24 protein-coding genes are annotated in these 23,959 nt (G+C 32.6%); 10 read left to right on the top strand and 14 right to left on the bottom strand.

Annotated elements, in window-relative coordinates:
• Window positions 1–5: 5 nt before the first annotated feature.
• Window positions 6–662 carry a response regulator gene (locus tag FUA24_RS05725; RefSeq protein ID WP_148540467.1) on the bottom strand — a complete coding sequence of 219 codons (657 nt, stop codon included), beginning with the start codon at window positions 660–662 and terminating at the stop codon, window positions 6–8.
• A gap of 329 nt (window positions 663–991) precedes the next feature.
• On the opposite strand from FUA24_RS05725, the gene FUA24_RS05720 reads away from it, so the two are divergent.
• Entirely contained in the window at window positions 992–1,210 is a 219-nt protein-coding gene (locus tag FUA24_RS05720; protein ID WP_148540465.1) for a hypothetical protein, read from the top strand.
• A gap of 251 nt (window positions 1,211–1,461) precedes the next feature.
• The gene (locus tag FUA24_RS05715) at window positions 1,462–1,731 is read left to right on the top strand and encodes a hypothetical protein (protein ID WP_148540463.1); all 270 of its coding nucleotides are present in this window, start codon (window positions 1,462–1,464) and stop codon (window positions 1,729–1,731) included.
• Window positions 1,732–1,785: 54 nt separating this feature from the next.
• On the opposite strand, the gene FUA24_RS05710 is transcribed toward FUA24_RS05715, so the two are convergent.
• Window positions 1,786–2,970, bottom strand: coding sequence for a pyridoxal phosphate-dependent aminotransferase (locus tag FUA24_RS05710; protein WP_148540461.1), 1,185 nt, complete (start codon window positions 2,968–2,970; stop codon window positions 1,786–1,788).
• Between the two features lie 37 nt (window positions 2,971–3,007).
• Window positions 3,008–4,105 carry a fatty acid desaturase family protein gene (locus FUA24_RS05705; protein WP_148540459.1) on the bottom strand — a complete coding sequence of 366 codons (1,098 nt, stop codon included), beginning with the start codon at window positions 4,103–4,105 and terminating at the stop codon, window positions 3,008–3,010.
• Window positions 4,106–4,291: 186 nt separating this feature from the next.
• Here FUA24_RS05705 and rsmG point away from each other — a divergent pair, with 186 nt between their 5' ends.
• Window positions 4,292–4,921, top strand: a complete 630-nt coding sequence (gene rsmG, locus FUA24_RS05700) for a 16S rRNA (guanine(527)-N(7))-methyltransferase RsmG (protein ID WP_148540457.1) — start codon at window positions 4,292–4,294, stop codon at window positions 4,919–4,921.
• Here the strand turns inward: rsmG and FUA24_RS05695 are convergent.
• The 7 genes from FUA24_RS05695 to pruA form a co-directional block, all read right to left on the bottom strand.
• Window positions 4,918–5,808, bottom strand: a complete 891-nt coding sequence (locus tag FUA24_RS05695) for a tetratricopeptide repeat protein (RefSeq protein WP_148540455.1) — start codon at window positions 5,806–5,808, stop codon at window positions 4,918–4,920. The genes rsmG and FUA24_RS05695 overlap by 4 nt on opposite strands.
• A 57-nt stretch (window positions 5,809–5,865) precedes the next feature.
• The gene (locus tag FUA24_RS05690) at window positions 5,866–6,822 is read right to left on the bottom strand and encodes a tetratricopeptide repeat protein (RefSeq protein WP_148540453.1); all 957 of its coding nucleotides are present in this window, start codon (window positions 6,820–6,822) and stop codon (window positions 5,866–5,868) included.
• 87 nt (window positions 6,823–6,909) lie between these two features.
• Window positions 6,910–8,154 (bottom strand): RNA polymerase sigma factor, encoded by a 1,245-nt coding sequence (locus FUA24_RS05685; protein WP_148540451.1) that lies wholly within the window; start codon window positions 8,152–8,154, stop codon window positions 6,910–6,912.
• A complete protein-coding gene (locus FUA24_RS05680) occupies window positions 8,154–8,501 on the bottom strand; it encodes a YciI family protein (RefSeq protein WP_148540449.1) in 348 nt (115 codons plus the stop codon). The genes FUA24_RS05685 and FUA24_RS05680 overlap by 1 nt, the downstream gene beginning before the upstream one ends.
• A gap of 126 nt (window positions 8,502–8,627) precedes the next feature.
• On the bottom strand, window positions 8,628–9,611 hold the full coding sequence (locus tag FUA24_RS05675; protein ID WP_246146962.1) for a hypothetical protein: 984 nt from the start codon (window positions 9,609–9,611) through the stop codon (window positions 8,628–8,630).
• Between the two features lie 50 nt (window positions 9,612–9,661).
• Window positions 9,662–11,380, bottom strand: a complete 1,719-nt coding sequence (locus FUA24_RS05670) for a peroxiredoxin family protein (RefSeq protein ID WP_148540448.1) — start codon at window positions 11,378–11,380, stop codon at window positions 9,662–9,664.
• Window positions 11,381–11,514: 134 nt separating this feature from the next.
• Entirely contained in the window at window positions 11,515–13,140 is a 1,626-nt protein-coding gene (gene pruA, locus FUA24_RS05665) for an L-glutamate gamma-semialdehyde dehydrogenase (protein WP_148540446.1), read from the bottom strand.
• Between the two features lie 238 nt (window positions 13,141–13,378).
• On the opposite strand from pruA, the gene FUA24_RS05660 reads away from it, so the two are divergent.
• Window positions 13,379–14,104, top strand: coding sequence for an NRDE family protein (locus FUA24_RS05660; protein WP_148540444.1), 726 nt, complete (start codon window positions 13,379–13,381; stop codon window positions 14,102–14,104).
• Window positions 14,097–15,089 carry a DUF6695 family protein gene (locus FUA24_RS05655; RefSeq protein ID WP_148540441.1) on the top strand — a complete coding sequence of 331 codons (993 nt, stop codon included), beginning with the start codon at window positions 14,097–14,099 and terminating at the stop codon, window positions 15,087–15,089. Before FUA24_RS05660 ends, FUA24_RS05655 begins: the two co-directional genes overlap by 8 nt.
• 59 nt (window positions 15,090–15,148) lie before the next feature.
• On the opposite strand, the gene FUA24_RS05650 is transcribed toward FUA24_RS05655, so the two are convergent.
• The 4 genes from FUA24_RS05650 to FUA24_RS05635 form a co-directional block, all read right to left on the bottom strand.
• On the bottom strand, window positions 15,149–16,105 hold the full coding sequence (locus FUA24_RS05650; RefSeq protein WP_148540439.1) for a T9SS C-terminal target domain-containing protein: 957 nt from the start codon (window positions 16,103–16,105) through the stop codon (window positions 15,149–15,151).
• Between the two features lie 188 nt (window positions 16,106–16,293).
• The gene (locus FUA24_RS05645) at window positions 16,294–17,100 is read right to left on the bottom strand and encodes a hypothetical protein (RefSeq protein WP_148540437.1); all 807 of its coding nucleotides are present in this window, start codon (window positions 17,098–17,100) and stop codon (window positions 16,294–16,296) included.
• Between the two features lie 130 nt (window positions 17,101–17,230).
• On the bottom strand, window positions 17,231–17,617 hold the full coding sequence (apaG, locus tag FUA24_RS05640) for a Co2+/Mg2+ efflux protein ApaG (protein WP_148540435.1): 387 nt from the start codon (window positions 17,615–17,617) through the stop codon (window positions 17,231–17,233).
• A gap of 86 nt (window positions 17,618–17,703) precedes the next feature.
• Window positions 17,704–18,954 (bottom strand): type IX secretion system plug protein, encoded by a 1,251-nt coding sequence (locus tag FUA24_RS05635; RefSeq protein WP_148540433.1) that lies wholly within the window; start codon window positions 18,952–18,954, stop codon window positions 17,704–17,706.
• A gap of 165 nt (window positions 18,955–19,119) precedes the next feature.
• On the opposite strand from FUA24_RS05635, the gene FUA24_RS05630 reads away from it, so the two are divergent.
• The 5 genes from FUA24_RS05630 (at window position 19,120) to nqrE (ending at window position 23,959) form a co-directional block, all read left to right on the top strand.
• Window positions 19,120–20,475, top strand: a complete 1,356-nt coding sequence (locus tag FUA24_RS05630; RefSeq protein ID WP_148540431.1) for a Na(+)-translocating NADH-quinone reductase subunit A — start codon at window positions 19,120–19,122, stop codon at window positions 20,473–20,475.
• Window positions 20,476–20,547: 72 nt separating this feature from the next.
• Entirely contained in the window at window positions 20,548–21,765 is a 1,218-nt protein-coding gene (locus tag FUA24_RS05625; RefSeq protein WP_148540429.1) for an NADH:ubiquinone reductase (Na(+)-transporting) subunit B, read from the top strand.
• 3 nt (window positions 21,766–21,768) lie between these two features.
• Window positions 21,769–22,518 (top strand): Na(+)-translocating NADH-quinone reductase subunit C, encoded by a 750-nt coding sequence (locus FUA24_RS05620; RefSeq protein WP_148540427.1) that lies wholly within the window; start codon window positions 21,769–21,771, stop codon window positions 22,516–22,518.
• Window positions 22,519–22,521: 3 nt separating this feature from the next.
• Window positions 22,522–23,169, top strand: a complete 648-nt coding sequence (locus FUA24_RS05615; protein WP_148540425.1) for an NADH:ubiquinone reductase (Na(+)-transporting) subunit D — start codon at window positions 22,522–22,524, stop codon at window positions 23,167–23,169.
• Window positions 23,170–23,242: 73 nt separating this feature from the next.
• Window positions 23,243–23,959, top strand: coding sequence for an NADH:ubiquinone reductase (Na(+)-transporting) subunit E (gene nqrE, locus FUA24_RS05610; RefSeq protein ID WP_148540423.1), 717 nt, complete (start codon window positions 23,243–23,245; stop codon window positions 23,957–23,959).

The following is a 23,959-nucleotide window of genomic DNA, read 5'->3' as shown; positions in this document are numbered from 1 at the left end:
CGCGGTTATACGTAACCTAACTTCTTAGCGCTTTTAACTAAATTAAAAGTGCCATTATCCTCGGAATCCAATAGCGTTTTTAGCTTAGTTTTTCTCACTTCTATTGCTCTTGTAGACAATGGTATAAACTTAGTAAGATCTTTGGTTTTTTCTCCCATTGACAAATGATACAGAATTTGTCTATCAAAATCATCTATAGTAAGCCCATTTACCGTTGTAGTGTTTGAAAGGGCTTGAATAGTTTTGCTGTAACTTTTTTTCCCATTAAGTATATTTACTATAGCTGTTTTTAAATCTTTAGACTCAATGTCGGATTTAATCATAAAACCTTCAGGGTTAATCTCACTGATAATACTTAGAACTCTAGCTTGGTCCGTTATACTGGTTAGAATTAATATTTTGGTATTTGGTGATTTTTCTCGGATAAGAAGCCCTAAATCCTCACCGCAAATAAACCTTTCATTTTCCGAGATTGGTAATTGTAAATCTAAAATTGCGATTCTATTTTTTGATGTGTTTATTTGCTTAACGGCGTCATCGCAATTATGGGCAAAGGATATGTTAAAATCAAATTCTTCAATCGTATTTATAATAGTTTCATAAGCCTGAGCTATAATTTTATGATCTTCAATAATTAAAAGCTTAGTATGTTTAGCGGCCATGAATATTTTTTTTAACAGTTTTGTAGTTAAATTTTTAACAATTGGATAAACAAAAATATATATTGTTTTAGTGTAAATTGATATAAGTGAAGAAAATATGTGGGAAAACCACAATGGATAAATGGATAAAACCCATTCCTTTGTGTCGGTTGTTTTAGATATTTTTTGGGCTTTAATTAATTTATCTAATAACAGAGAGAATTTAAAACCATCAATTTTTATTGATGGTTTTATTGTTTAATATATTGATTTTTAGAGTCTTATGTTTGGTTTGTAACAAAATTGAAGTTAATTCGTTGATATTGTATAAACTAAAAATAATCAACATTATGGAAACTTTAATTACAGAACAAGATTTTGAACCAGAAGGGATTTTAAACTCAACTTATAAACGTATTGTAAGAGTAAATCTTCGCAAAAACAATAAAAACTCTTTGTTTAGTATTAAACGACAAATTAAAAACAGACAATACTACTTAATCTCAGGTGTTGGTGTAATGCTAAAAGTAGGTCTGTTTGCTTCTCTTCTTATAGCTGTGTTTTCATAAATTTCTTTAGAGAGACATCTGTTAATGATGTTTTACAATAGAACTAAGAGTATCCACTTTCTTTTTTACCTGTTAGTGATCTTTTTGTAACACTTTTAAGTGTTTTACTACATATATGGTGTAGGGCTATGAATTTTGATTTAAATGAGCTTTGTGATTTATTCAAAGGCTAGCCTAGATTTTGACTTTATTCAATAAATAAAATTGAATGATTACGCTATACATTGGTTTAACTTAAAATAAATGAAATTATGGGTGGAGGTGGAGCAATGATGAGTGCAATAGCCTCATTAAAAAATAATAGAAATTTACTATCCAAGAAAGGGAAATTAAAAAACACTTTATCTGGGAGTAAAAATAAGGACAAATTAGTGCTTAAGGTCTCTGAAACAAGTCCCCATCAATTAAAGTTGATTAGGGAAAAAGTTATTCAGGAGAATAAAAGAATTAGAAATAAAAGACTAGTTGCTATCTCAATAATTATGGCAATTGTTATTGCTGTATTTCTATATTATGTATAAATAAAAAACCACTGTAACAACAGTGGCTTTTTATTTAAATAAGAATATATTTTTCTAGCTAACAGCAGCTTTTATTCTGCTAATAGCTTCCTTAATTTGTTCTTGAGATGCAGCATAAGAAATTCTAATACAATTAGGGTTTCCAAAAGCATCACCTGTTACGGTTGCTACTAAAGCCTCTTCTAACAGATATAAAGAGAAATCTGTAGCATTATTAATAGTTTTTCCTTTTAAGGTTTTTCCAAAGAAAGCAGACACATCTGGGAATACATAAAATGCACCATCAGGAGTATTTGTTTTAAACCCTTCAATGTCATTTAAAAGTCCTAGAATCATATCTCTACGCACGTTAAACTCATCAATCATATATTTAATACGAGATGGAGACTCGTTTAAAGCAGTTATAACAGCACGCTGCGCAATACAGTTAGCTCCACTGGTAGTTTGTCCTTGTAATTTATTACATGCTCTCGCAATTTTTTCAGGAGCGCCAATAAACCCAATACGCCATCCAGTCATGGCATAAGCTTTAGAAACACCATTTACAGTAATCGTGCGATCGTACATGTCTTCAAATTCTGCTATGCTAGTATGTCCTTTTCCGTAATTAATATGTTCGTAAATTTCATCAGAAACAACATAAATATCTGGGTATTTTGCTAAAACATTTACTAAAGCCTCTAATTCTTCCTTACTGTAAACAGATCCACTTGGATTACAAGGTGAACTAAACCACATCATTTTAGTATTTGGCGTAATGGCAGCTTCTAATTGTTCAGCAGTCATTTTAAAATCTGTGTCAATAGAAGTTTTTACTTCTACAGGAACACCTCCAAATAATTTTACGATATCAGAGTAGCTTACCCAATAAGGACAAGGTAATATAACTTCATCACCATCGTTCAGCATTACACCTGCTACATTAAATAGAGCTTGTTTAGCCCCAGTTGAAACTACAATCTGAGAAGGGGAATAGGTTAAATTGTTATCGCGCTTAAATTTCGTAATTATAGCGTCTTTTAAGTCGCCGTAGCCATCTACAGGAGTGTAGGAGTTATAACCTTCGTTAATTGCGTCTATAGCCGCGTCTTTTACAAAATCAGGTACCTTAAAATCAGGTTCGCCAAGGCTTAAACCAATGATATCTTTTCCTTCGCCTCTTAATTCTCTCGCTTTAGCTGCCATAGCTAAAGTTGCAGAGGTTGACATGCTCAAAATTCTGTCAGATAGTAAGTTCATTTTTAGTTAATAAGTGTTAGTGTAAGATATTTATTTGTTATGCAAAACTAGGTTTTTTACCTAGTTCTTTAAGTTGATTATAGTGCTCAGAAACGGCTTTCCAAAAGGTGTTGTACTCGTTATATGGTAGACTAAACTCCTGAGCTGTTTCTTTAACTATTTTAGCTATTTTTTTGTAGTGTATATGGCTAATGTTAGCAAATAAGTGATGTTCTACTTGTCTGTTTAAACCGCCGGTGTAAAACCCAACTAACCAACTTTTTGGAGAAAAGTTAGATGTTGTAAACAATTGGTGTATTGCCCATGTGTTTTTCATATTACCATCTTCATCTGGTAAAGGCATTTCTGTATTAGGCATAACATGAGCTAATTGGAAAATTACACTTAAAATAATTCCAGCGGTATAGTGCATAATTAAAAAGCCAATTAAAACTTCCCACCAAGCAAAACCTAAGAAAAGAGGTAAAACTATCCAAACAGCATAATAAACAATTTTTCCAATAATTAATTTGGTCCATTGTGTTGCCGGATTAGGAAACTTACCATAAGCCAGTTTTCTTTTTAGGTAGTTATAAGTTTGTGTAAAATCTGTTGTTATAGCCCAATTTGCTGTTAATAGACCATATAAGAAAAAGGCATAATACTTTTGGTATTTGTGAAATTTAAACCATTTAGCGTGCTTAGAAAACCTAATTACTCTACCCGCATCAATATCTTCATCATGTCCCTGAATATTAGTATATGTATGGTGTAGTACATTGTGCTGTACTTTCCAGTTATAGTCATTTCCAGCTAAGATATATATGCTGCTTCCCATTAGTTTATTAACCCATTTTTTACTTGAAAATGAACCATGGTTAGCATCATGCATAACATTCATTCCAACACCTGCCATTCCAATTCCAACGGTAATCATTAAAAGAATTTGAGCCCAAGCAGGGAGATCTCTTAGGGTGAACACAATAACAACAGGCGCAACAAATATTGCAAACATAATAATAGCCTTAGTGTAAAGTTTCCAGTTTCCTGTACGCTTTATGTTGTTTTCTTTAAAGTAGTTATTTACACGTTTGTTTAATGTTTTAAAAAACTTTGCAGAATCAACTCTTGAAAAAGTAAGGGCTTGTTTAGTCATACTATTAATTTTTTTCTAAATCGTTATAGCTCATTCCTATCGACCGGCAAAGATAGGTATAAACCAATTTAAGTAATAACGTTTTTTTGTAAAAAAGTGGATATGAAAACATATTTTTGTTGAAAATTTAACAGAATTATTCAACTATATAAGAAAATTCAATTTTTGTTTAAAAAGTAGAAGTTAATGGAATTAATCTTAAAATATTTCCCAAACCTTTCAGAAGATCAAATATCAAAGTTCGAAAAGTTAGAAGCTTTATATCAAGACTGGAATTTAAAAATAAATGTAGTTTCTAGAAAAGATATTGATGAGTTGTATTTACGTCATGTATTACATTCATTGGCTATTGCTAAGCTTATTTCGTTTAAAGAGGGGGCTAAAATAATGGATGTTGGTACTGGAGGTGGTTTTCCTGGAATTCCTTTAGCTATCATGTTTCCTGATTGTTCTTTTCATTTGGTTGATAGTATTGCCAAAAAATTAAAAGTGGTTAATGAGGTTGTGGACGGATTAGGTTTAACTAATGTAAAAACAACACATAGCAGGGTAGAGGAGATTAATGATACGTATGATTTTATTGTTAGTAGAGCAGTAGCAGCAATGCCTACTTTTGTTCATTGGGTAAAGGGTAAAGTTTCAAAAAAACAGAACCATGACATAAAAAATGGAATTTTGTATCTCAAAGGGGGCGATTTAACGGAAGAACTCAAGGATTATACTACAGCCAAAATTTATAATCTAACAGACTATTATTCCGAAGACTTTTTTGAAACTAAGAAATTAGTGCATTTGCCGCAAAAATTTAAAGTTTAGTTAGATGATGATATTAAATTCATTTTTAATGCTTTCATGTTTTCGTCAAAGAAATTGGGGTGATTTTCGTACCAATACGTGCCTTTAAAATTGTTTTTGTTATACAAAATGTATTGAATATTTAATAGGGCTTTGGCATGTTTTAAGTTTATTTCTGCATTTTGTGAATCATTAAGTTTGTAATATGACATCACCAGCCCAAGGTGAGAGTCGTAGTCATTTTTATCAAAACTTAAAGCGTTTTTAAAATTTCTAACAGCTTTTCTAGGTTTGTCCAGCAATAGATTAGAACAACCTAGGGCAAAATGCACAAAAGGGTTGTTGTTATCTAGAGCCTTAGACTTAAGAAACTGCCTATGAGCCTCTTCAAATTGTTTTCTCTCCATTAAGAACAAACCGCTTTCGTAATAACTATGAGCACTTGGATAAATTGAAGTTGCCCAATGGTAATTAGCATGTGCTTCTTTGTATTTTTTTAAGTATTTGAATGAATGGGCTTTAATTAAAAAAATATCTGGTAAGGTTAAAACAGCATTTTTAGGAGTGTATTCAATAACCTTGTTTATATGTTTTATAGTGCCGGTATAATCCCCTAGATCAAAAAGTAAGCAAGCCATATCGTACCTCGCTTTAAGGAATTTAGGACTTATAATACAAGCTTTTTTATAATCTTCTAAGGCATCTTCTAAATTACCCAAATCGTGTTGAGCCAACCCTCTTTGATGATAGGCATGCGAATGTAAAGAGTCTATGGCGATTACTTTGTTAAGAATCTCAATTCTTTTGGTTAAATCTTTAGTGGTAAAAGATTTAAGATATAATTCTTTGGTTTGGCTAAAAGCTAACACAAAAGAAAAACTAAGTAAAAGTAGCAGGCGGTATTTCATAGCTGAGAAATATCAAAAACTATGCCGATGTAAGAGAATTTGTATTTAAGGTTTTTGTTAAATTTTTTCCATTTCCGCTATATTATTAACGAAAAAGTAATATTGATTTTGATACCAATAGGTGTTCTCATAAACCTCTGGAGATGTCGAACTATTGTCGGTATTTATAATCTGTTTTGCCCTATCCAAATTTTCTTTAGCCTTAGGAAAATTGTTCATTTTGTAATAGGTGAGGGCTAAACCTAAATAGGCATCAAAGTCTAAAGAGTCTAATTTTAAAGCGTTTGAAAAATCTTCAATGGCATTTTCGTATTTTCCAAGTAATAGAAAAGAAGCGCCTCTATAAAAATGCGCAAAAGTATTGTTGTTGTTTAAACGTAATGATCTAGATAAATCTCTATTGGCCTTAGCATAATAATTAATATCCATATAAAAAACACCTCTATTATAATAAGTGTTTGCGTTTGGTGAAATATAGATAGCCAAAGAATAATCTGCTAAAGCTTTTTTGGGTAGATCTAATTCTTTATAACAAGATGCTCTTAACATGTAAACATTGGGGAAATTAGGCGCTATTTTCAATACGCTGTTAAAGTTCTCTATTGCCCCTCTATAATCTTCTAAATCATATTTTACACAAGCTAAACTGTAAAGTGCATCAATGAAGCCTGAATCTAATTCATAGGCCTTTTCATAATCATTTTTCGCCCCAACCAAATCCTTTAGGCTGAACCTTGAGTTTCCTCTATTAAAATAAGAGTCTGCATCGGGTTTGTTCAAAATGATTTTAGAATAATCTAGAATAGCTCCACTATAATCGCCAACATCATTTTTAGTTAGAGCACGCAAGAAGTAGGCGTCCAGGTGGTTTCCGTCTAGTTTTATAGCTTCGTTTAATAGCTTAATTTTCTCATCTAAATCAACAGTTCTAAGCGCTTTTCTGTACAATTTGTTAGCTTGACCAAAAGACAGGAAGGGTAGAATAACAATAAAAAGGAATAGAAGTTTTTTCATATGCAAACCAAACCACAAATAATATGCCGCAATTTTATTGGAAAGATAATTAAATTTTAAATGAAAACGGAATACGGTTTAAAGATATTATAGCAAGTTTAAGATATTGGCCTTCTTTTGTTTTAAATGTTCTTTTTCAAGTGTGTTATTCACCGTATTTATGGCAAGATCAATATTTGTAAGTGCATTTTTAAATTCATTAATAGCACAATAGTAATCGGATAAGGCTCCGTAAAATAGATAAACTCTAGATTCAAAGTCTAATGGAGAGAGTTGATCAAAATAGGTTTTTGCTTGTTTTAAATTGTTCTTTTGAAGACAAACAACTGCCATGGTTAATAGATTAGATGGCATTGGTTTTAGGGTATTAAGGCACTCGTACCAATATAAAATTTTATCCCAATTTGTATCGTTAAAGGTTTTGGAGCGAAGATGTTCTGATGCAATGGCAGCCTCATAATGGTAGCAGGATAAATTACTGGTATTAACAGCTTTGTTCATCATGGCATTTCCAAGTTTTATGAGTGGGAAATACCATGTGCTCCTATCTTGACTTTTTAAATCAAGAATTTTGTTTCCTGTATTTATTTTACTTTCTAATCTAGAAGAGTGAAAACACATTAAAGCACAAAGAGCATATACATCTGGAGTTCTTGTAAGCTCTTTTTTTAGCAGAAGTTGTGTTAACCTAAGTGCCTCTCCACATAATTCTTTTCTAATTAGTATTTCCTTTTTGTTAGAATGAAATCCTTCGTTAAATATTAAATACAGAACTTCCATAACGCTCTCTAAACGGTCTGGAAGTGACTTTCCTTGTGGTATTTTGAATTTTAATGCTTTGTTTTGTATGGTTTTACGCGCTCTAGATAAGCGTTTTTTTATAGTGTCTTCTTTAGTGAGTAAGGCTGAAGAAATCTCCTTAATACTGAAACCAGATACGGTTTTTAGTGCAAACGAAATACGGTCCCTAGGATCTAACTTGGGGTGGCAAGCTGTGAAAATCATGCGTAACTGAGCATCTTCAATTTCAGAATCTAAAAACAGTTCGTTTATGGCAATAGCGTTCGTTCCTTGATTGATGTTTGGAAGATGTTTTTGCTCTGTTTTTAACTTTCTAAAAATGTCAATTACTCTATTTTTTGCAGCTTGAGTTAACCATGCTTCGGGATTTTCAGGTTGTTTTTGTCGCCAAGAAATACTAGCCTTTATAAAGGTATCTTGAACGGCATCTTCAATTATCTCTAAATTGGATAAGCCAAAAATTCTTGTTAAAACAGAAACCATCTTTCCGCTATGATAGCGAAAAAGATGGTCTATGAGTTGGTTGTCCATTATTTGTCAAAAACCATAATTTCTCTAATTTCTACTGTACCACCTAAGTCGTAATCTGGGTAGTCCTCCGCAATTTTTTGTACTTCTTCAAAGTCTTTGGCTTCCACTAAATAGTAGCCTCCCACAATTTCTTTAACTTCAGCAGATGTTAAATCAGTTACTGTTCTGTCGGCACCGACCACACGTCTAATTTGAGGCGTTAGGGCATTACCTCCCCTAAGTACTCCTGCTTTTTCCATTTTGTCATTCCACCCAAACCATTTGCCCATTCTTGTTTGCAATTCTTCTGGAGATAAACCTAAATCAGTGTAATCCGCTCCAATAAAAATCATCATAAATTCTTTCATAATTCTAAAGTTTTTAAATGTTATACTATTAAGACGTGCGCAAAAAACAGAAAGGGGACACTTATTTCAAATTTAATTTAAAAAACAATGTAGGCCATCATTTAGAGGTTAATAAATCATTAGCGTCTATTGCTTTTCAGATTCTTTTAGAATCCATTTCATAAGTTCGGTTTTGTCTAGGGCATCCCAAGTAGATTGGGTGTTCTTTTTGGGAGAAGGGTTGTCTCCTGGATATAAAACAATGAGCTCTGTGTTTTTATTTCCTGCTAATTCCAGTTCTGCCAAAAAACTTACCATATCTGTGGCATTGTTTTCATAAAAGGTTCTAAATTGTTTTTTAAGCTTATATTTTATAGAAGGTTCAATATAGGCTCTTACAGCATAGTCTTTATAAAGCTTAATGTTGTTGTTCTTTTCACTAAAATAGCTATATGATGAGAAATCGTGATAATTTTCTGGAACGGTTTCTGGCGTGCCTTTTAAATGGGTTTCCAGCATATAGTTTATAAATTTGGGTTCCCAAAGGTTGATCCTATTAATTCTTATATCTCGTCTGTGTTGGTGCCATTTTCTTGTAAAATCCAAGGTGAAATTGCAAATAACAATACCTGTTATATTAAGTTGAAACTCAAAATTGCGTTCTTTCATAAATTTAATGTAGCGCATTGCTCTATGACCAACTAAACTTGCTCCTAGGAAGAAGACATTAGTATTTGGTAGTTTATATTTAAGAAAAACGTCTTCTATGATATGATGTGTTGAAGACATTGACGATTCGCTAAAATAAAAGTCGAATGGAATTTCTGATGAAACAGATAATACCGCAAAGCCTTCTTCTGAAGCTTGATTATACATTTGCTTTGCACTGTTATTTTTTTTGTCATAACCGGAATCTTCCAAAAAAATGAGCACACCTTTAACTTTTTGGTTTTCTGGAAGCATAAGTGTATAGCCACTTTGAATATACGGTAAAAGGTCATTGGGGTCTTTACCAATTCTAAGACTATCATTTTTTAATGGGTTATATTCTTCGGCCATTTCTTGCGAAAAAGACATGTTGTTTATTGAAACAAAGAATATGAGCAGTAATAGGTTAATATGTGTTTTCACAGGTGCTTGATTCTTTAAAATGGTGATTTTAGATACGAATTGATATATCTCTACTTATCATTATAAATAATACGCTTAACATCATTAGATAAGTTAAAACCTCTAAGGTTTTTTCTAATTATTTTTCCTTCTTTATCTATTAAAAATGTTGTTGGGTAAGAGTTAATGCCGTATTTAGCTTGTATTTCGGAATTAGAAATAGCATTTAAATAATTCAAATTATTGTCTTTGGCATATTGCTCTACTTTTTCTTTTGTATCCCTGCAAGCAACGCCTAAAATAACTAAATCTTGTTCTGGTATTTCTTCTCGCAGTTTCTTAATATTGGGAATTTCACCTCTACAAGGTGGGCACCAGGTTCCCCAAAAATCTAAAAACACATATTTGCCTTTAAAAGAATCTAATGTAACTGTTGTACCTTCTAAAGTAACAAGGTTGAAATTGGGAGCTTTTAAACCCTCTTTAACCGATAGACCTAGGAGTGTTTTTTTAATTCTTCCGTTTTTTACCTGACTGTAATTTGGGCAATCTTTAATGATTGAGTTTAGAATTTCCGAAGCCTTTTTCGGATTTGATCGTTTAATTCTATAGGCTTTTAAATATAGGATTTCACCTTTTACTTCATCATTTTTTGTGTCCTTAAGAATGTCTTCCAATAGATTATCAAAATACCCAAACGGAATGTTTAATTCTTCATTTATTAAATGTATTCTCATTGGAGATGAAACTCTAGCAATTCCTTGAATTAAAGATCTGGTAAGTACCAAATCGTTATAATCTATGCCATGTAGGAGAGAGGCTTGTTTTTTTAACAACGCAATACTCTCATCGTTGTTTTTAAGTTTGTTGTATTCATCTTTTTTCTTTGATTTATACAAAAGGTACTTTTTTAGTTCAATAGGTGATATTTTAAGGAGGTCGTACCTGTAGCTAGCAAATAGCCACGGAAAATCCTTTTTGTATGTTAACTCTAATAAGTCTAACTTATCTGAAACACTATTAAAACTATTTCTATAATTATATAATTTATCTAAACTTTTGGTTCTAGAATACGAACTAATAATAGAAGATTTTAATTGACGCAATTCTTTACAGACTGTATTGTATTTTGAATTATTGCCTTTTATTTTTATTTTATAATTGGAGCTCTCATGATTGTATAAAGCAGGATTGAAAATTATTTCATTTTCACCTTCATTTAAATAATTGTGAAAATCTGCCCAAGCCTCCGTTTTTGAAGCAACAGGTAACTGCGTGCTGTGTGTTTTTTCGTTTCTGTTTAGTAAAAAGTAGAATTCACCATAATCGTTATTTGTATTGTCAACTTTTAACTTCCAAACCTTTTCTGTTTCATCAAAAACCATACTTTGATGATTTTTCCAATGACTCCATTTATTAGATTTGCCAACCACCCTAACACTATCAATTTGTTTTGAAATTTTTACATTTTCTAGTTCAACATTTATTTCAACTTTAGAGTTTTCTTTCGGAATATAAATATGATATAATAAAATTTCAGATGAAGGATGCATAATAGCTATCATATATCTGCCAACATTGAGGTCTTCAATTTTAAAAATACCATTGATACTATTATAAAGTTTATCCATTTTAGAATAATAACCAGAACTATAGTTGTATCGTTCTAAGGAAATAGAGAATTCTGAACCTTTAATATCCTTATATGGTTTTATTTTTACTTTTAAATCGGCAGAAAAAACAAATGATGAGAAAAAAAGAAGGTAGATTAGTATAATGGTATGTTTCATTAGTTGGGTTGTAGTTTATAATAAATGTCTAACTAATATATAACGAAATTTTCTACATCAATATTTTTTTAAAATACTTTAACAAAAAAACGACCTCATTTCGAGGTCGTTTTCAATACGTTATAAGCTCAATTTTATCCTAAGAATGGATATCTATAATCTGTAGGTGTTACAAATGTTTCTTTTATTAATCTTGGAGATACCCAACGTAATAAGTTTTGCGCGCTACCAGCTTTATCATTTGTTCCAGATGCTCTGGCGCCACCAAACGGTTGTTGCCCCACAACGGCTCCAGTTGGTTTGTCGTTAATGTAGAAATTACCAGCACTGTTTTGTAAAAGGTTAGTAGCTTCTACAATAGCATACCTATCAGTAGAAATAACAGCACCAGTTAAGGCATATTCACTAGTTTCATCTACAAGTTTTAAAGTTTCTGTATAGGCATCGTCTTCATAAACATAAATTGTAACTACGGGACCAAATAATTCAGTACACATCGTAGTGTATTTCGGATCTTTAGTCACTAAAACGGTTGGTTCTATAAAGTAACCTTTACTTTTATCGTAATTTCCACCAGCAATAATAGCAACATCTTTATCTTCTTTTGCTTGGTCTATGTACTTGGCCAATTTATCAAAAGAACCTTCGTGAATAACAGCTGTAATAAAGTTGTTCATATCTTCTGGAGATCCCATTTTAAAGGATGTAAGATCGGCTAATAAATGGTTTTTAACTTCACCCCAAATGCTTTGGGCAACATACACCCTTGATGCAGCACTACATTTTTGACCTTGAAATTCAAAAGCGCCTCTAGAGATTGCAGTGGCCACTTGCTTAGGGTTTGCAGATTTATGAGCAATGATAAAATCTTTTCCACCAGTTTCCCCTACAATTCTTGGGTACGTTTTGTAGTTGTGTATGTTTGTTCCAATTTGTTTCCAAAGTTCCTTAAATATAAATGTAGAACCTGTGAAGTGTAGTCCAGAAAAATCCGGACTAGCTAAAACAGTATTTGTAATCATTACTGGGTCTCCAAATACAACATTAATAACTCCTGGAGGTACACCAGCTTCTTCAAATACATCCATAATCACTTTGGCAGAATATACCTGGCTATCACTTGGTTTCCATACAACAACATTACCCATTAAGGCCATACATGCTGGTAAGTTCCCCGCAATAGCGGTAAAGTTAAAAGGAGTAACTGCATATGTAAATCCTTCTAGTGGTCGGTATTCAACTCTGTTCCAAGCGTCACTCGTACTTTCAGGTTGTTCCATGTAAATGTCTGTCATGAACTGAACATTAAACCTTAAAAAGTCTATGAATTCACAAGCGGCATCAATTTCTGCTTGGTGAATGGTCTTAGATTGTGCAATCATAGTTGCAGCATTAATTTTTGCTCTATACGGACCAGCTATTAACTCTGCCGCTTTTAGGAATATAGCAGCACGTTGCTCCCAAGGTGTTTGGGACCATGTTTTTCTAGCCTCTAAGGCAGTACTAATGGCATCTTCAACATGAGATTGTTCCGCTAAATGGTAAGAACCAACAATATGTTGGTGGTCATGAGGAGGAGACATTGTTCTGGTGTTTCCAGTTTCAATATCTTTTCCATTTATGTAAAGTGGTACATTTACTTTACTATTAAACATGTCTTTATATGTCTGTAAAACAGCTTCACGCTCTGGAGAACCAGGAGCATAACCTTTTACGGGTTCATTAACCGCAACAGGAACATTAAAAAAGCCTTTTCCCATGATTTATGTGTTTTTGTTAAAAAATTTTCAATGAATTTGCTGCAAATTTAAAAATAATTAAATTATTAATTGCGAGTTAATTTGATAAAATGGCGTTAATTTTATCGTTTTAGAATGTTTTTGGTTTTAATGTATAATTATATAAGTTTTTAGGGTTTCAGGTTATTTTATTTAAATATAGAACTTCCTAAAGTATATTTTTTGTAAGTTGGCACTTTGTATTTAGACTACAAATGGCATGTGTACCGTAACGATAATTCCCAAAGAACATAATAGTTTTATACTAACCTCTAATAGAGATGAAGCACCAGATAGAGTGTCTTTATCTCCTGATTTTTATGCTGTAGATGGTGTTAAAGTATTATTCCCTAAAGATGAATTGTCTGGAGGAACATGGATTGGAGTTAGTGAAAAAAACAGACTAATTTGTGTACTAAATGGAGGTTTTATAGCCCACACAAGAAAACTGAACTATCGAAAAAGCAGAGGTATAGTGGCAAAAGATTTAATGATTGCTGATGATGTTTTAAAGACCATTAAATCATATGATTTTTCTGATATAGAACCTTTTACAATAGTTCTTGCAGATTGGAATGCTACTTTAAAGTTTTTTGAATTGGTTTGGGATGGTAGTGAAAAGCATCTTACCGAATTACCTTTAGAACCAAGAATATGGTCATCTTCAACTTTGTATGATGAAACAATGAAAACAGAAAGAGCAAAATGGTTTCAATTGTTCAAAGAGAAAAATGAATTAAATGGTAGCGCTATGCTATCCTTTCATAAAGGTGCTGGAGAATATAATTTAGATTACGGCGTGGTAATGGATAGAGGCTATGTAAAAACGACTAGTATAACTCAAGTTGAAAAAACAGGCAGCTCTGTACACATGGCTTATGAAAACCTTCAAGATGGCGTTGTTGCTAATCAAACATTTAATTTACCTCAAATAGTTAATGAATAATACAGGTATTATTTTAACATTGGCCTACCCGGAAACTATTGTAATGGTGGCAGATGAATGGTATTCCCCTTTTTTAAGATATCTTGGAGTTGGAAAAAAAGATTATTTAAGGGCAGGACATGCGGCTTTAGTACTAATTGATAAAGCAACAGGTGTTTTAGAATACCATGATTTTGGACGCTATATTACACCAGAGCCTACAGGCCGTGTTCGTGGAAGTGACACCGATAATGAACTGTATTTTCCTTTGAAAGCTGAAATAGAAAATGATGAGATAAAAAACTTAAATGATATTTTGGAGTTTTTAGGTACACATCCTAAACTTACGCATGGTGATGGTAAACTTGTAGCTTCGGTTTGTAATGCTGTTAATTATGAGAAGGCCAGAACACATATTACCACAATGCAAAACAAACATTTTATTAGGTATGCCGCTTTTATTAAGGATGCTTGTAATTGTGCACGGTTTGTAACGGATAGTTTAATTGCTTCGGTTACTGATGGTAAAATTAAAAAGCAACTTATAAAGTCAAAATGGTTTACACCGAGTACAGTTGGAAATGTATTGTTGGCTGATACTGAAAACTATGCTTTTGAAGTCTCTGAATCTGGTGAGATTAGTCAATTTAAAGGTTCTCAAAAAAGCGAAAACCTAAGGTGTTTTTTAGATAAACTTAAAGGGCATAAAGTAAATTTGGTTGGAACTCTTGAGCCAAAACCTGCCGCTGGAGTGCATGAAAATGCACAATGGCTCTCTGGAATTGCGGCTGGCGCTTGGTTTGAATTACATGAAACCAAAAGCAAGATGGAATACCGATTTAGACGTATTTCACCTTACGGAAATGTAGATTGTGATGCAATTTTTAAGTTAGAAAAAGAAGGTTTTGATTATAGTTCGGAGTATCGGTTTGTGCATTACTCTAATTGCAAATTTTTTCATGTAGAGCAAGATGGGGAGGTTTACAGGTTTGGTATAAAACTTTAAAAAAAACACCCAATACAATAGTATTGGGTGAGTGTTTTCACTAATAAGCTATTAATGAATTAATCTTGTGAGTTGTAAAACTGATTTAGTTCATTCCAAATAAAGTCAACAATGTCATTATAATTATCTCTAACTTCTGAATGAATTGTGTCTGGCACGTTAAAGTTACTAGGAGCTTTGGTGTTATAAATACCCATGTATGATGTGAGTCCGGCTAAAAAGTAAATAGTAGCTGTACCATGAGGGGCATCATCAACGTAGAGTTCAGAACTTGGTATGGTAGTATCAAGATGATTTTCAAATATTTTACTAATTATAGAACCTACTGGGATTAGTTTTACATGAGCATCTGGTCTAGATGACCTTATAAAGTCATAGTATTCTAACCACCAATCATGGAATTCACCCATAGTATGGTTGTTATAATTTGAAAATTGTTGAGCAGTGGCTGGAAATTGTTCATTAGTTAAAAAAGGTGCCATATCTGGCCAGTTTTCATATATGTAAAATTTCATGCCATCTTCTTCTTGGGTATTGGTCCAGTCCATTAGAATCTCTGTCTTTGTTAGTAAAGAATGATTGTTATCATTTGGGTCTGGGGTATTAGCAGGTCGCCATTGCATAAAATTTCCTGGAGTAATTAATATTGAGTTGAAATTGGCATCAGAAAAAGGGGCAAGATCAGAATCCCAAACAGAAGGTATAATTTCACTTCCCCAAGCAGAAATAGGGGGTAAAGAGCCAGCGTGTCCTCCTAGAAATCCCCATTGTCCGGTATATGTGAAACTCTGATTATTTTGTTGAGAAAGAAGGTAGATCCAGTAGCCAATTTTACCTTCATCTTTTCTAGGGGAATTTTCAATTTCAATATCTACCAAGCTATGGCCAAACATGTACATTCTGACAGCTTCATGATTATTTGATTGTTCATCATCGGTTTCTTCTTCTTCCTCCTCCTCGCTATTATCTGGGTCTGTTTGTTCTTGATTAGGGTCATCATCTTCTATCGGGTCCATGGTTTGCGAACAATTAAATAGTGTAGTAAATAGTAATAGGCACAAAAAAAAGTTTGTAATTTTCATAGGTTAAGATTTGTGGGTTTATATTTTACCAGTAGAACAGTTGTGATAAACCATTTCCTACCCTAACATTTAAAGATTTTAAGTTTTTTTTAATGTTTTTGTAATTCGTCGTAGTTATTGCCTTATTTGATATTTGAATGATAGTCTTTTCCTATTTCAGATATTTGAAAATCAAATGATTTAATATGTTTTTTATAAATTAATTTAAAAACTAAAAACGATAGTAGTCCACTAATGTAAAAAAGAGGAGGGTTAATTAGGGTCAGTAAATCCGAAATATAAATGTAACCATATCCATAATTTTCAGCAGCTTCTGTTTCTTCTGTAGCGGGGTAAAAAACATCTCCAATAAAGCTAACGCTATCTAATCCCAAAAAATATAACCAACCGGCAAAAAATCTGTAATAAATAAACATAAAGGAAAGGAAAACCCAAAATTTGATTAAAAGTATTTGAGGTAATTTAGGTTTAAGGATTTTTACTATTTGAATACCGATAGAGAAACTGTTGATTAAGGGAATCCAGTTTAGGAAGTAGAATTTGTTTTTACGTTTTTTATTAATAAAGGTAATAAATAAAATAGTTGAAAAAACAGATAGAAAACCAGTTACTGTAGATAGTATATTAAAGATAGCTTGGGCAGTTGGATAATAACCTAATTTTTCATCATCAGAGGGATATAGAAGACTTCCGCTACCATCATTATAATAGAAGTCCGAAGGCCATAAAAATGGTGTTTTCCAATATGCCCAATAATCTAATAAAGGGATATATACTATCAATAAAATAATGAAACAAACGTTAAGTATTTTTTCTAGTAAATTTTTGGCATATTTCACTACTACAATAGCTGAAAGAACATATAAACATAAAAGAAAAATTGGAATAAAAACTAATTCAAAATTATTGGTGGTAAATTGACCTTCCATCGGTGAAATTTCTTTCTTAAATTTTAAATAAAGATAATAATTAGCCTAAATCAAAATGTTTAATTTTAACTATAGTCGTTTGCTTTAAATAGAAGCTAGAGAAAAATCAAAGGAGCGAGAAGTTCACGAATTAATTTATAGCAAAAGGAGCACTAAGCTTAAATAATGGAATATCTACATTAAACTGTTTGGTAGTCGTAAAGTTAACCATGGTGTAATATCCTTGCATTGCTCCAAAAGGAGATGTGAGTAAGCAACCAGAAGTATACGTATGAGATTCTCCTGGTTTTAGCACAGGTTTTTTGCCAATAACACCTTCACCATCAACTGTTTCTTCATTGTTTAAAGAATCAAGAATTTCCCAATGGCGAGATTGTAATTGAACCGAATCTTTACTTTGATTTTCAATAGTAACCTTATAACCAAAAGCATATTGTATTTTATAGTTTCTATAAAATGAGCCTTCAAAAGTGGTTTCCACCGAAATTTTTATGCCTTTTGTTATTTGTTGTACCATGTTAAGGACTGATAAACATTAAGTTTAATGAGCAAATGTAATGATTTTTTAGAGTACGCTTCAAAAAACTAGGTGAAATGCCTCTTTTAATTGCTAATATTGATAGAGGTAGTTTCACCAAGACCAATGATTTTATCATAACGTCCGCCTAAATCTCTATAGTATACTAGTACCTTATAGTTGTTTTCCGTTTGATAAAAGTTACCGCTAATGGCTCCTTCGTTAAGTGTCCCATCACTAAGAGTTACGTATTTATAATTGTAAAATCCTTGTTTTAATAAAATGGAAGCCATATAAATACCTTTTGAGGCATCATATGTCATTTTATTGGTTTCATTAACAGCGTAGTTATTAAAGTTGCCATAAACAAATAGCGTGCTGTTGGTATCAAAATCACTGTTAGGTCTTAAAGAAAAATGAATCCAAACATAATCCGACTCAATACTAACATCCGCATTGTTAACATTTGTGATAAGATAATTTCCGTTAATATCAGGATTGTAAGTGTAGGGGAGATTACTACGTTGTAAATTAGTATAAAGGTAATTATGATATAAATCTTGCAAATCTATACGGTATACTCCCGTTGCTGCTGCTCTTACATCTTTGTTTTCAAAGTATAGGTATTCATTACCTCCCCAAAAGCTTGCTTCCTTATCGTACCTATAAATAAGTTGATTACCAACTGTATATTGAGGTTTTAAGTTTGAGATTGCTGTATTTAAATTGTTATTTTGGACTACCAGCGTGTTAACGGTTTGCATGGGGTTGTTTAATTGTATAGATTTTGGGTCTATTATTATTTCCACGCGTTGTTTTTCATTTATAAAATCAATGTCTCTAGAACGTTTCATACCAATACCAACATTAGCTTTGTCTTCATAAATCATGAATTTTCTTGAAAACACTAACTCGTCATAGCTATTGTAAATACTAACTAAATAGTTGCCAGATTTTTTTAAACGTCTTGTGAATTGATTGGGGATGCTAAGTTTGTAATGCGAATAAATTTGGAGCGTATTATATGAGTTTTCATAATCTCTTATGCGTTGATTATCAAAACCATCTAAATACTCTGATTTTGCCAAGATAGAGGGAGTCCAATCAAAATTACAATGTTGAATTTTATAATAATAATCTTCTTCATCACCATTTAAAGCATCAAATTCTAGAACAACTGGTTCTCCCAATCTAATAACTGGTAACTGTGTTACAGCGGTGTTGCCTTTAAAATTTATGGTCTTAATATATTCAGGCGGATTAACTTCTTTAAGCTGACAATTAGCAAGTTGCGTAATTAAGAAAATCCCCAAAAAATAAATGGTTTTATGTAACATGAAAATGCTGTTTGCTGTAAATATAATCAAATTTGATGCCTAACCGTATTTTCTTATTTAGAATTGGTATAAATAATAAAAGGTTAACGGTTTTCAATAAAAAATTGTGTTATTAATTCGTATTTTTGCCCCGATTTTTAGACAACTAATTTCAAAGAAAAAAATATGTCAAACGACATTCGCATTAAAAAAGGTCTAAACATAAACCTTAAGGGTGCAGCTGAAAAAACGTTAGATACGGCTATAGTAAGCAACTTTTGCACCATTAGACCTGAAGATTTCCACGGCATTATTCCTAAAATGATTTTAAAAGTTGGATCTAAAGTAGAAGCAGGAGGAACTGTTTTTTATGATAAATCTAACGAAAATGTAAAATTTGCTTCTCCAGTTTCTGGTGAGGTTACAGAGATTGTACGTGGTGAGAAGAGAAGAATTTTAGCAATTAAAATTCTGGCAGACAAAACACAATCTTACCAAGATAACGGTAAGTTTGATGTAGACTCAGCAAAGGCAGAAGATTTAAAAGCACACTTGTTAGCTTCAGGTTGCTGGCCATTTGTAAAACAACGTCCGTATGATGTTATAGCAAATCCAGACAAAGCTCCTAAGTCCATTTTTATTTCTGCTTACGCTAGTGCGCCATTGGCTGCAGATTTAGATTTTACATTGCAAGGTAAAGAGGCAGAATTGCAAGCAGCTGTTACAGCACTTGGAAAATTGACTGATGGTGCAGTGCATATTTCGGTTGGAAAGAATTCTAATTCGCCATTAGCATCAGTTTCTGGAGCAACAATTCATAAAGTATCTGGTCCGCATCCTTCTGGAAATGTAGGAACTCAGATAAACAAAATTGATCCTGTTAACAAAGGCGAGGTAGTTTGGACTGTTACTGCTCAAGACCTCGTAATAATAGGAGAGTTATTGTTAACTGGTAAATTTAACGCCGAACGTGTTGTCGCAATGGCAGGTTCTGCAGTTGAAGCGCCAAGATATTTTGTCACTAAAATAGGAAGTGAAATATCTACAATGATTTACGACAAAGGTGTTCCTAAAGGAGATAATGCAAGAATTATTTCTGGGAATGTTTTAAGCGGAAAAGAAGTAAAGCCAGACGGAGAACTAGATTATTACAGTAATGTAATAACAATTATTCCTGAGGGTGATGACTATGAATTATTTGGTTGGAATAAACCTGTTTTTAATAAAATTTCTACATCTAGAGCACTAACCTTCTCTTGGTTAAATCCAAAGAAAGAATACGATTTAGATACAAATACTAACGGTGAGCACAGAGCATTTGTAGTTACTGGAGGTTATGAAGAAGTTTTTCCTTTAGATATTTACCCATTACAAATCTTAAAGTCTTGTATGTATAAAGACTTAGATGAAATGGAAGCTTTAGGTATGTATGAGGTAGCACCGGAAGACTTTGCGTTAACAGAATTTATTTGTGTGTCTAAACAACCACACCAAAAAATAATTAGAGAAGGTTTAGACTTAATGCTTAAAGAAATTGGATAATTATTCATTGAGGAACGAAATGAAAAATAACACTTTATTCATTTATCGAAGTGAAATGAAAAATATTACAAGATGGGTTTAAAACAAAATTTACATAAATTAAAAAAGAAGTATGAAGGAACCAAAATGGCACCTTTGTTCAATGGTTTCCATACATTCTTATATACTCCAGATGAGGTAACTCATAATGGAACGCATATTAAATCTGTTGATGATTTAAAGCGTACAATGAATACGGTTATCATGGCTTTAATACCATGTTTAATCTTTGGAATGTTTAATGCAGGTTACCAACACTATGTCGCTTTAGGCGAAATTTCCGCAGTTTCTGGAGGTTTCTTTAGCCCTGAGTTTTGGACTTTAGATAACTTCTTAATAGGAGCAATGAAGGTTTTACCTTTAGTCATTGTTTCCTACGTTGTTGGTTTAGCCATAGAATTTATTTTCTGTATTATTAAAGGACACGAAATTGAAGAAGGTTACCTTGTAACTGGTATGTTAGTGCCTTTAATTGTACCTGTTGATACGCCAATTTGGATGTTAGTTGTAGCAGTTGCTTTTGGTGTTGTAATTGGTAAGGAAGTATTTGGTGGTACAGGAATGAATATTTTAAACCCTGCTTTAACAATTAGAGCATTTTTATTCTTTGCATATCCTACTTGGATGTCTGGAGATAAGGTTTGGGTTCATGGTGCTAAAGAAAGAGCAGAAGAAATTGCTGGAGGTGCTAATTTAGATGCTATTTCTGGTGAGACTATCTTAGGAGGCTTAGCTCAAAATAAAGGAACTTTAGGTTATGATTGGTTAGATATGTTCTACGGATTTATACCTGGTTCAATTGGTGAGACTTCTGCAATATTAATTTTAATTGGTGGTCTATTCTTAATCTTCACTAAAATTGGTAGTTGGAGAATCATGTTGTCTTCAGTATTAGGAGCATTAGCAATGGGACTTATCTTTAATGGTGTAGCAGACATTATGCCAGCTAAATTCTTAGGATTAGCTAGTACACCTTTCTGGCATCACTTATTAATAGGAGGTTTTGCTTTTGGTACGGTGTTCATGGCAACAGACCCTGTAACAGCGTCTCAAACAAATAAAGGAAAGTGGATTTACGGTTTCTTAGTTGGTTTTATCTCAATTATGATTCGCGTATTTAACCCAGCATATCCAGAAGGTGTAATGTTAGCAATTCTATTAATGAATGTGTTTGCACCAACAATAGACCATTATGTGGTTCAAGGAAATGTTAAGAAAAGAATGAAACGTTTAAAAGCTAAAACTGCTTAAGCCATGAGTAATAAAACAGATTCAAATTCATATACAATACTATTTGCCGTTGGTATGGTAGTAGTAGTAGGTGCGTTATTAGCGTTTGTGGCCTCATCTTTAAGACCAAAAATTGATGAGAATAAGCGTATTGAAAAGCAACAAAATATTCTTTACGCTATGGGCGTAAACGAAAATGACGAAAGCAGCGCAGTTTTTATTTCTGATGCTGAAGTAGGAGACGTCTTTAAAAAATATATTACTAAGCAGTTAGTAATTACAGAAGGGACAAATGCTGAAGAAAATAATGAAGCATACTTAATAGATGTAAAGAAAGAGCAATCTAACGCCAAAGACGGTAAAGAAAGAAAGTTACCTTTATTTGTTGGAGAGAAAGATGGTAAGAAATACTATGTTGCTCCAATTAGAGGTAAAGGTCTTTGGGATGCTGTTTGGGCTTATGTTGCCATGGATGAAAATATGGTAGTTCAAGGAGCTTATTTTGATCATAAAGGTGAAACAGCTGGTTTAGGGGCAAACATTAAAGAGCGTTTCTTTATGGATGACTTTATTGGAGAACATTTAAAAGATGCTTCTGGTAACTTTGTTGGAATTGCAATTTCTAAAAGTAATGGAGATCCTTTAAATAAAGAAAAAACAGATAATGAGGTAGATGCTATTGCTGGTGCAACAATTACAGGTGATGGTGTTGCAGCAATGATTAAGTCTGAGCTTAAGCTATATGTGCCTTATTTTAAATCATTAAAAAAATAATCTATGGGACTTTTATCAAAGAAAGATCAAAAATTAATTTTAGATCCTTTAGCAGACGATAACCCAATTACTATACAGGTACTTGGTATTTGTTCGGCATTAGCTATTACAGCGCAACTAAAAGCGTCTATTGTAATGACTATTTCGGTAATCTTTGTTTTAGGATTAGGAAACGTGGTAATTTCTTTAATTAGAAATATAATTCCATCGAAAATTAGAATTATTGTGCAGTTAACTGTAGTTGCCGCATTAGTAATTATAGTAGATCAGGTGTTAAAAGCTTTCTCCTATCAGTTGAGTAAAGAACTTGGTGCTTTTATCGGGTTAATTATTACAAACTGTATTATTATGGGACGTTTTGAAGCGTTTGCATTAGGAAACGGACCATGGAAATCATTCTTGGATGGTGTAGGTAACGCTTTAGGTTATGGTTTAATACTTATAATAGTTGGGTTCTTCAGAGAGCTATTAGGTTCAGGAACGTTACTTGGATTTAAAGTATTAGGAGACCCTATTGCTAAAACGGGATTATATGCTATTGGATACGAAAATAACGGGTTTATGTTATTAGCGCCAATGGCACTTATAGTTGTTGGTATCATTATTTGGGTGCAACGTTCAAGAAATAAAGCATTAATTGAAGATCATTAATCAGTAAACAGTTGGCAGTTACAGTTTACAGTAATTACTGCTAACTGAGACTGAGAACTGAAAACTAAAAAATATGGAACATTTAGAATTATTTTTTAAATCAATATTTATAGATAACATGGTATTTGCAACATTCCTTGGAATGTGTTCTTACCTAGCAGTATCTAAAAAAGTATCAACAGCAGTTGGTCTTGGAGCAGCTGTAATTTTTGTATTGTTAGTTACAGTACCTGTAAACTGGTTATTAGACCAATATATATTACAACCAGGAGCCTTAGGTAAATGGTTAGGAGAGGAGTATGCATCTTATGACTTAAGTTTCTTATCATTTATCATGTTTATTGCAACTATTGCAACTATGGTACAGTTAGTAGAAATTATTGTTGAAAAATTTGCACCTGCTTTATACAATTCACTAGGTATCTTTTTACCATTAATTGCTGTAAACTGTGCAATTTTAGGAGGATCTTTATTTATGCAATCTCGTGAGATTCCAACAATTAGTTTAGCTACAATTTATGGATTAGGATCTGGAATAGGATGGTTCTTAGCAATTTTAGCTATTGCCGCTATTCGTGAGAAGATAAGATATTCGCATGTACCAGCACCTTTAAGAGGTCTAGGAATTACATTTATCATTACTGGTTTAATGGCCATTGGTTTTATGAGTTTTGGTGGAATGCTTACTGGTGGTGACGATGAGAAAAAAGAAGAAAAAACAGCTAAGATAGAAGAGGAGAAGAAAGAAACAATTGAAGTAGCTGATAACACAATAAAAGTAGTAGAATAA

Source organism: Seonamhaeicola marinus (assembly GCF_008085455.1).
The sequence above is the reverse complement of the archived record's forward strand: the minus strand, read 5'-3'. Positions and strand labels throughout refer to the sequence as shown.

Bases quoted from the DNA above. Each gene is read 5' to 3' on its own strand.
- FUA24_RS05710 (WP_148540461.1), bottom strand. From the start codon at position 2,970: ATGAACTTACTATCTGACAGAATTTTGAGCATGTCAACCTCTGCAACT.
- FUA24_RS05705 (WP_148540459.1), bottom strand. From the start codon at position 4,105: ATGACTAAACAAGCCCTTACTTTTTCAAGAGTTGATTCTGCAAAGTTT.
- FUA24_RS05720 (WP_148540465.1), top strand. From the start codon at position 992: ATGGAAACTTTAATTACAGAACAAGATTTTGAACCAGAAGGGATTTTA.
- FUA24_RS05620 (WP_148540427.1), top strand. From the start codon at position 21,769: ATGAGTAATAAAACAGATTCAAATTCATATACAATACTATTTGCCGTT.
- apaG (WP_148540435.1), bottom strand. From the start codon at position 17,617: ATGGTACAACAAATAACAAAAGGCATAAAAATTTCGGTGGAAACCACT.
- pruA (WP_148540446.1), bottom strand. From the start codon at position 13,140: ATGGGAAAAGGCTTTTTTAATGTTCCTGTTGCGGTTAATGAACCCGTA.
- FUA24_RS05670 (WP_148540448.1), bottom strand. From the start codon at position 11,380: ATGAAACATACCATTATACTAATCTACCTTCTTTTTTTCTCATCATTT.
- FUA24_RS05685 (WP_148540451.1), bottom strand. From the start codon at position 8,154: ATGGACAACCAACTCATAGACCATCTTTTTCGCTATCATAGCGGAAAG.
- FUA24_RS05725 (WP_148540467.1), bottom strand. From the start codon at position 662: ATGGCCGCTAAACATACTAAGCTTTTAATTATTGAAGATCATAAAATT.
- FUA24_RS05650 (WP_148540439.1), bottom strand. From the start codon at position 16,105: ATGGACCCGATAGAAGATGATGACCCTAATCAAGAACAAACAGACCCA.
- FUA24_RS05615 (WP_148540425.1), top strand. From the start codon at position 22,522: ATGGGACTTTTATCAAAGAAAGATCAAAAATTAATTTTAGATCCTTTA.
- rsmG (WP_148540457.1), top strand. From the start codon at position 4,292: ATGGAATTAATCTTAAAATATTTCCCAAACCTTTCAGAAGATCAAATA.
- FUA24_RS05695 (WP_148540455.1), bottom strand. From the start codon at position 5,808: ATGAAATACCGCCTGCTACTTTTACTTAGTTTTTCTTTTGTGTTAGCT.
- FUA24_RS05630 (WP_148540431.1), top strand. From the start codon at position 19,120: ATGTCAAACGACATTCGCATTAAAAAAGGTCTAAACATAAACCTTAAG.
- FUA24_RS05660 (WP_148540444.1), top strand. From the start codon at position 13,379: ATGTGTACCGTAACGATAATTCCCAAAGAACATAATAGTTTTATACTA.
- nqrE (WP_148540423.1), top strand. From the start codon at position 23,243: ATGGAACATTTAGAATTATTTTTTAAATCAATATTTATAGATAACATG.
- FUA24_RS05655 (WP_148540441.1), top strand. From the start codon at position 14,097: ATGAATAATACAGGTATTATTTTAACATTGGCCTACCCGGAAACTATT.
- FUA24_RS05715 (WP_148540463.1), top strand. From the start codon at position 1,462: ATGGGTGGAGGTGGAGCAATGATGAGTGCAATAGCCTCATTAAAAAAT.
- FUA24_RS05690 (WP_148540453.1), bottom strand. From the start codon at position 6,822: ATGAAAAAACTTCTATTCCTTTTTATTGTTATTCTACCCTTCCTGTCT.
- FUA24_RS05635 (WP_148540433.1), bottom strand. From the start codon at position 18,954: ATGTTACATAAAACCATTTATTTTTTGGGGATTTTCTTAATTACGCAA.
- FUA24_RS05645 (WP_148540437.1), bottom strand. From the start codon at position 17,100: ATGGAAGGTCAATTTACCACCAATAATTTTGAATTAGTTTTTATTCCA.
- FUA24_RS05625 (WP_148540429.1), top strand. From the start codon at position 20,548: ATGGGTTTAAAACAAAATTTACATAAATTAAAAAAGAAGTATGAAGGA.
- FUA24_RS05680 (WP_148540449.1), bottom strand. From the start codon at position 8,501: ATGAAAGAATTTATGATGATTTTTATTGGAGCGGATTACACTGATTTA.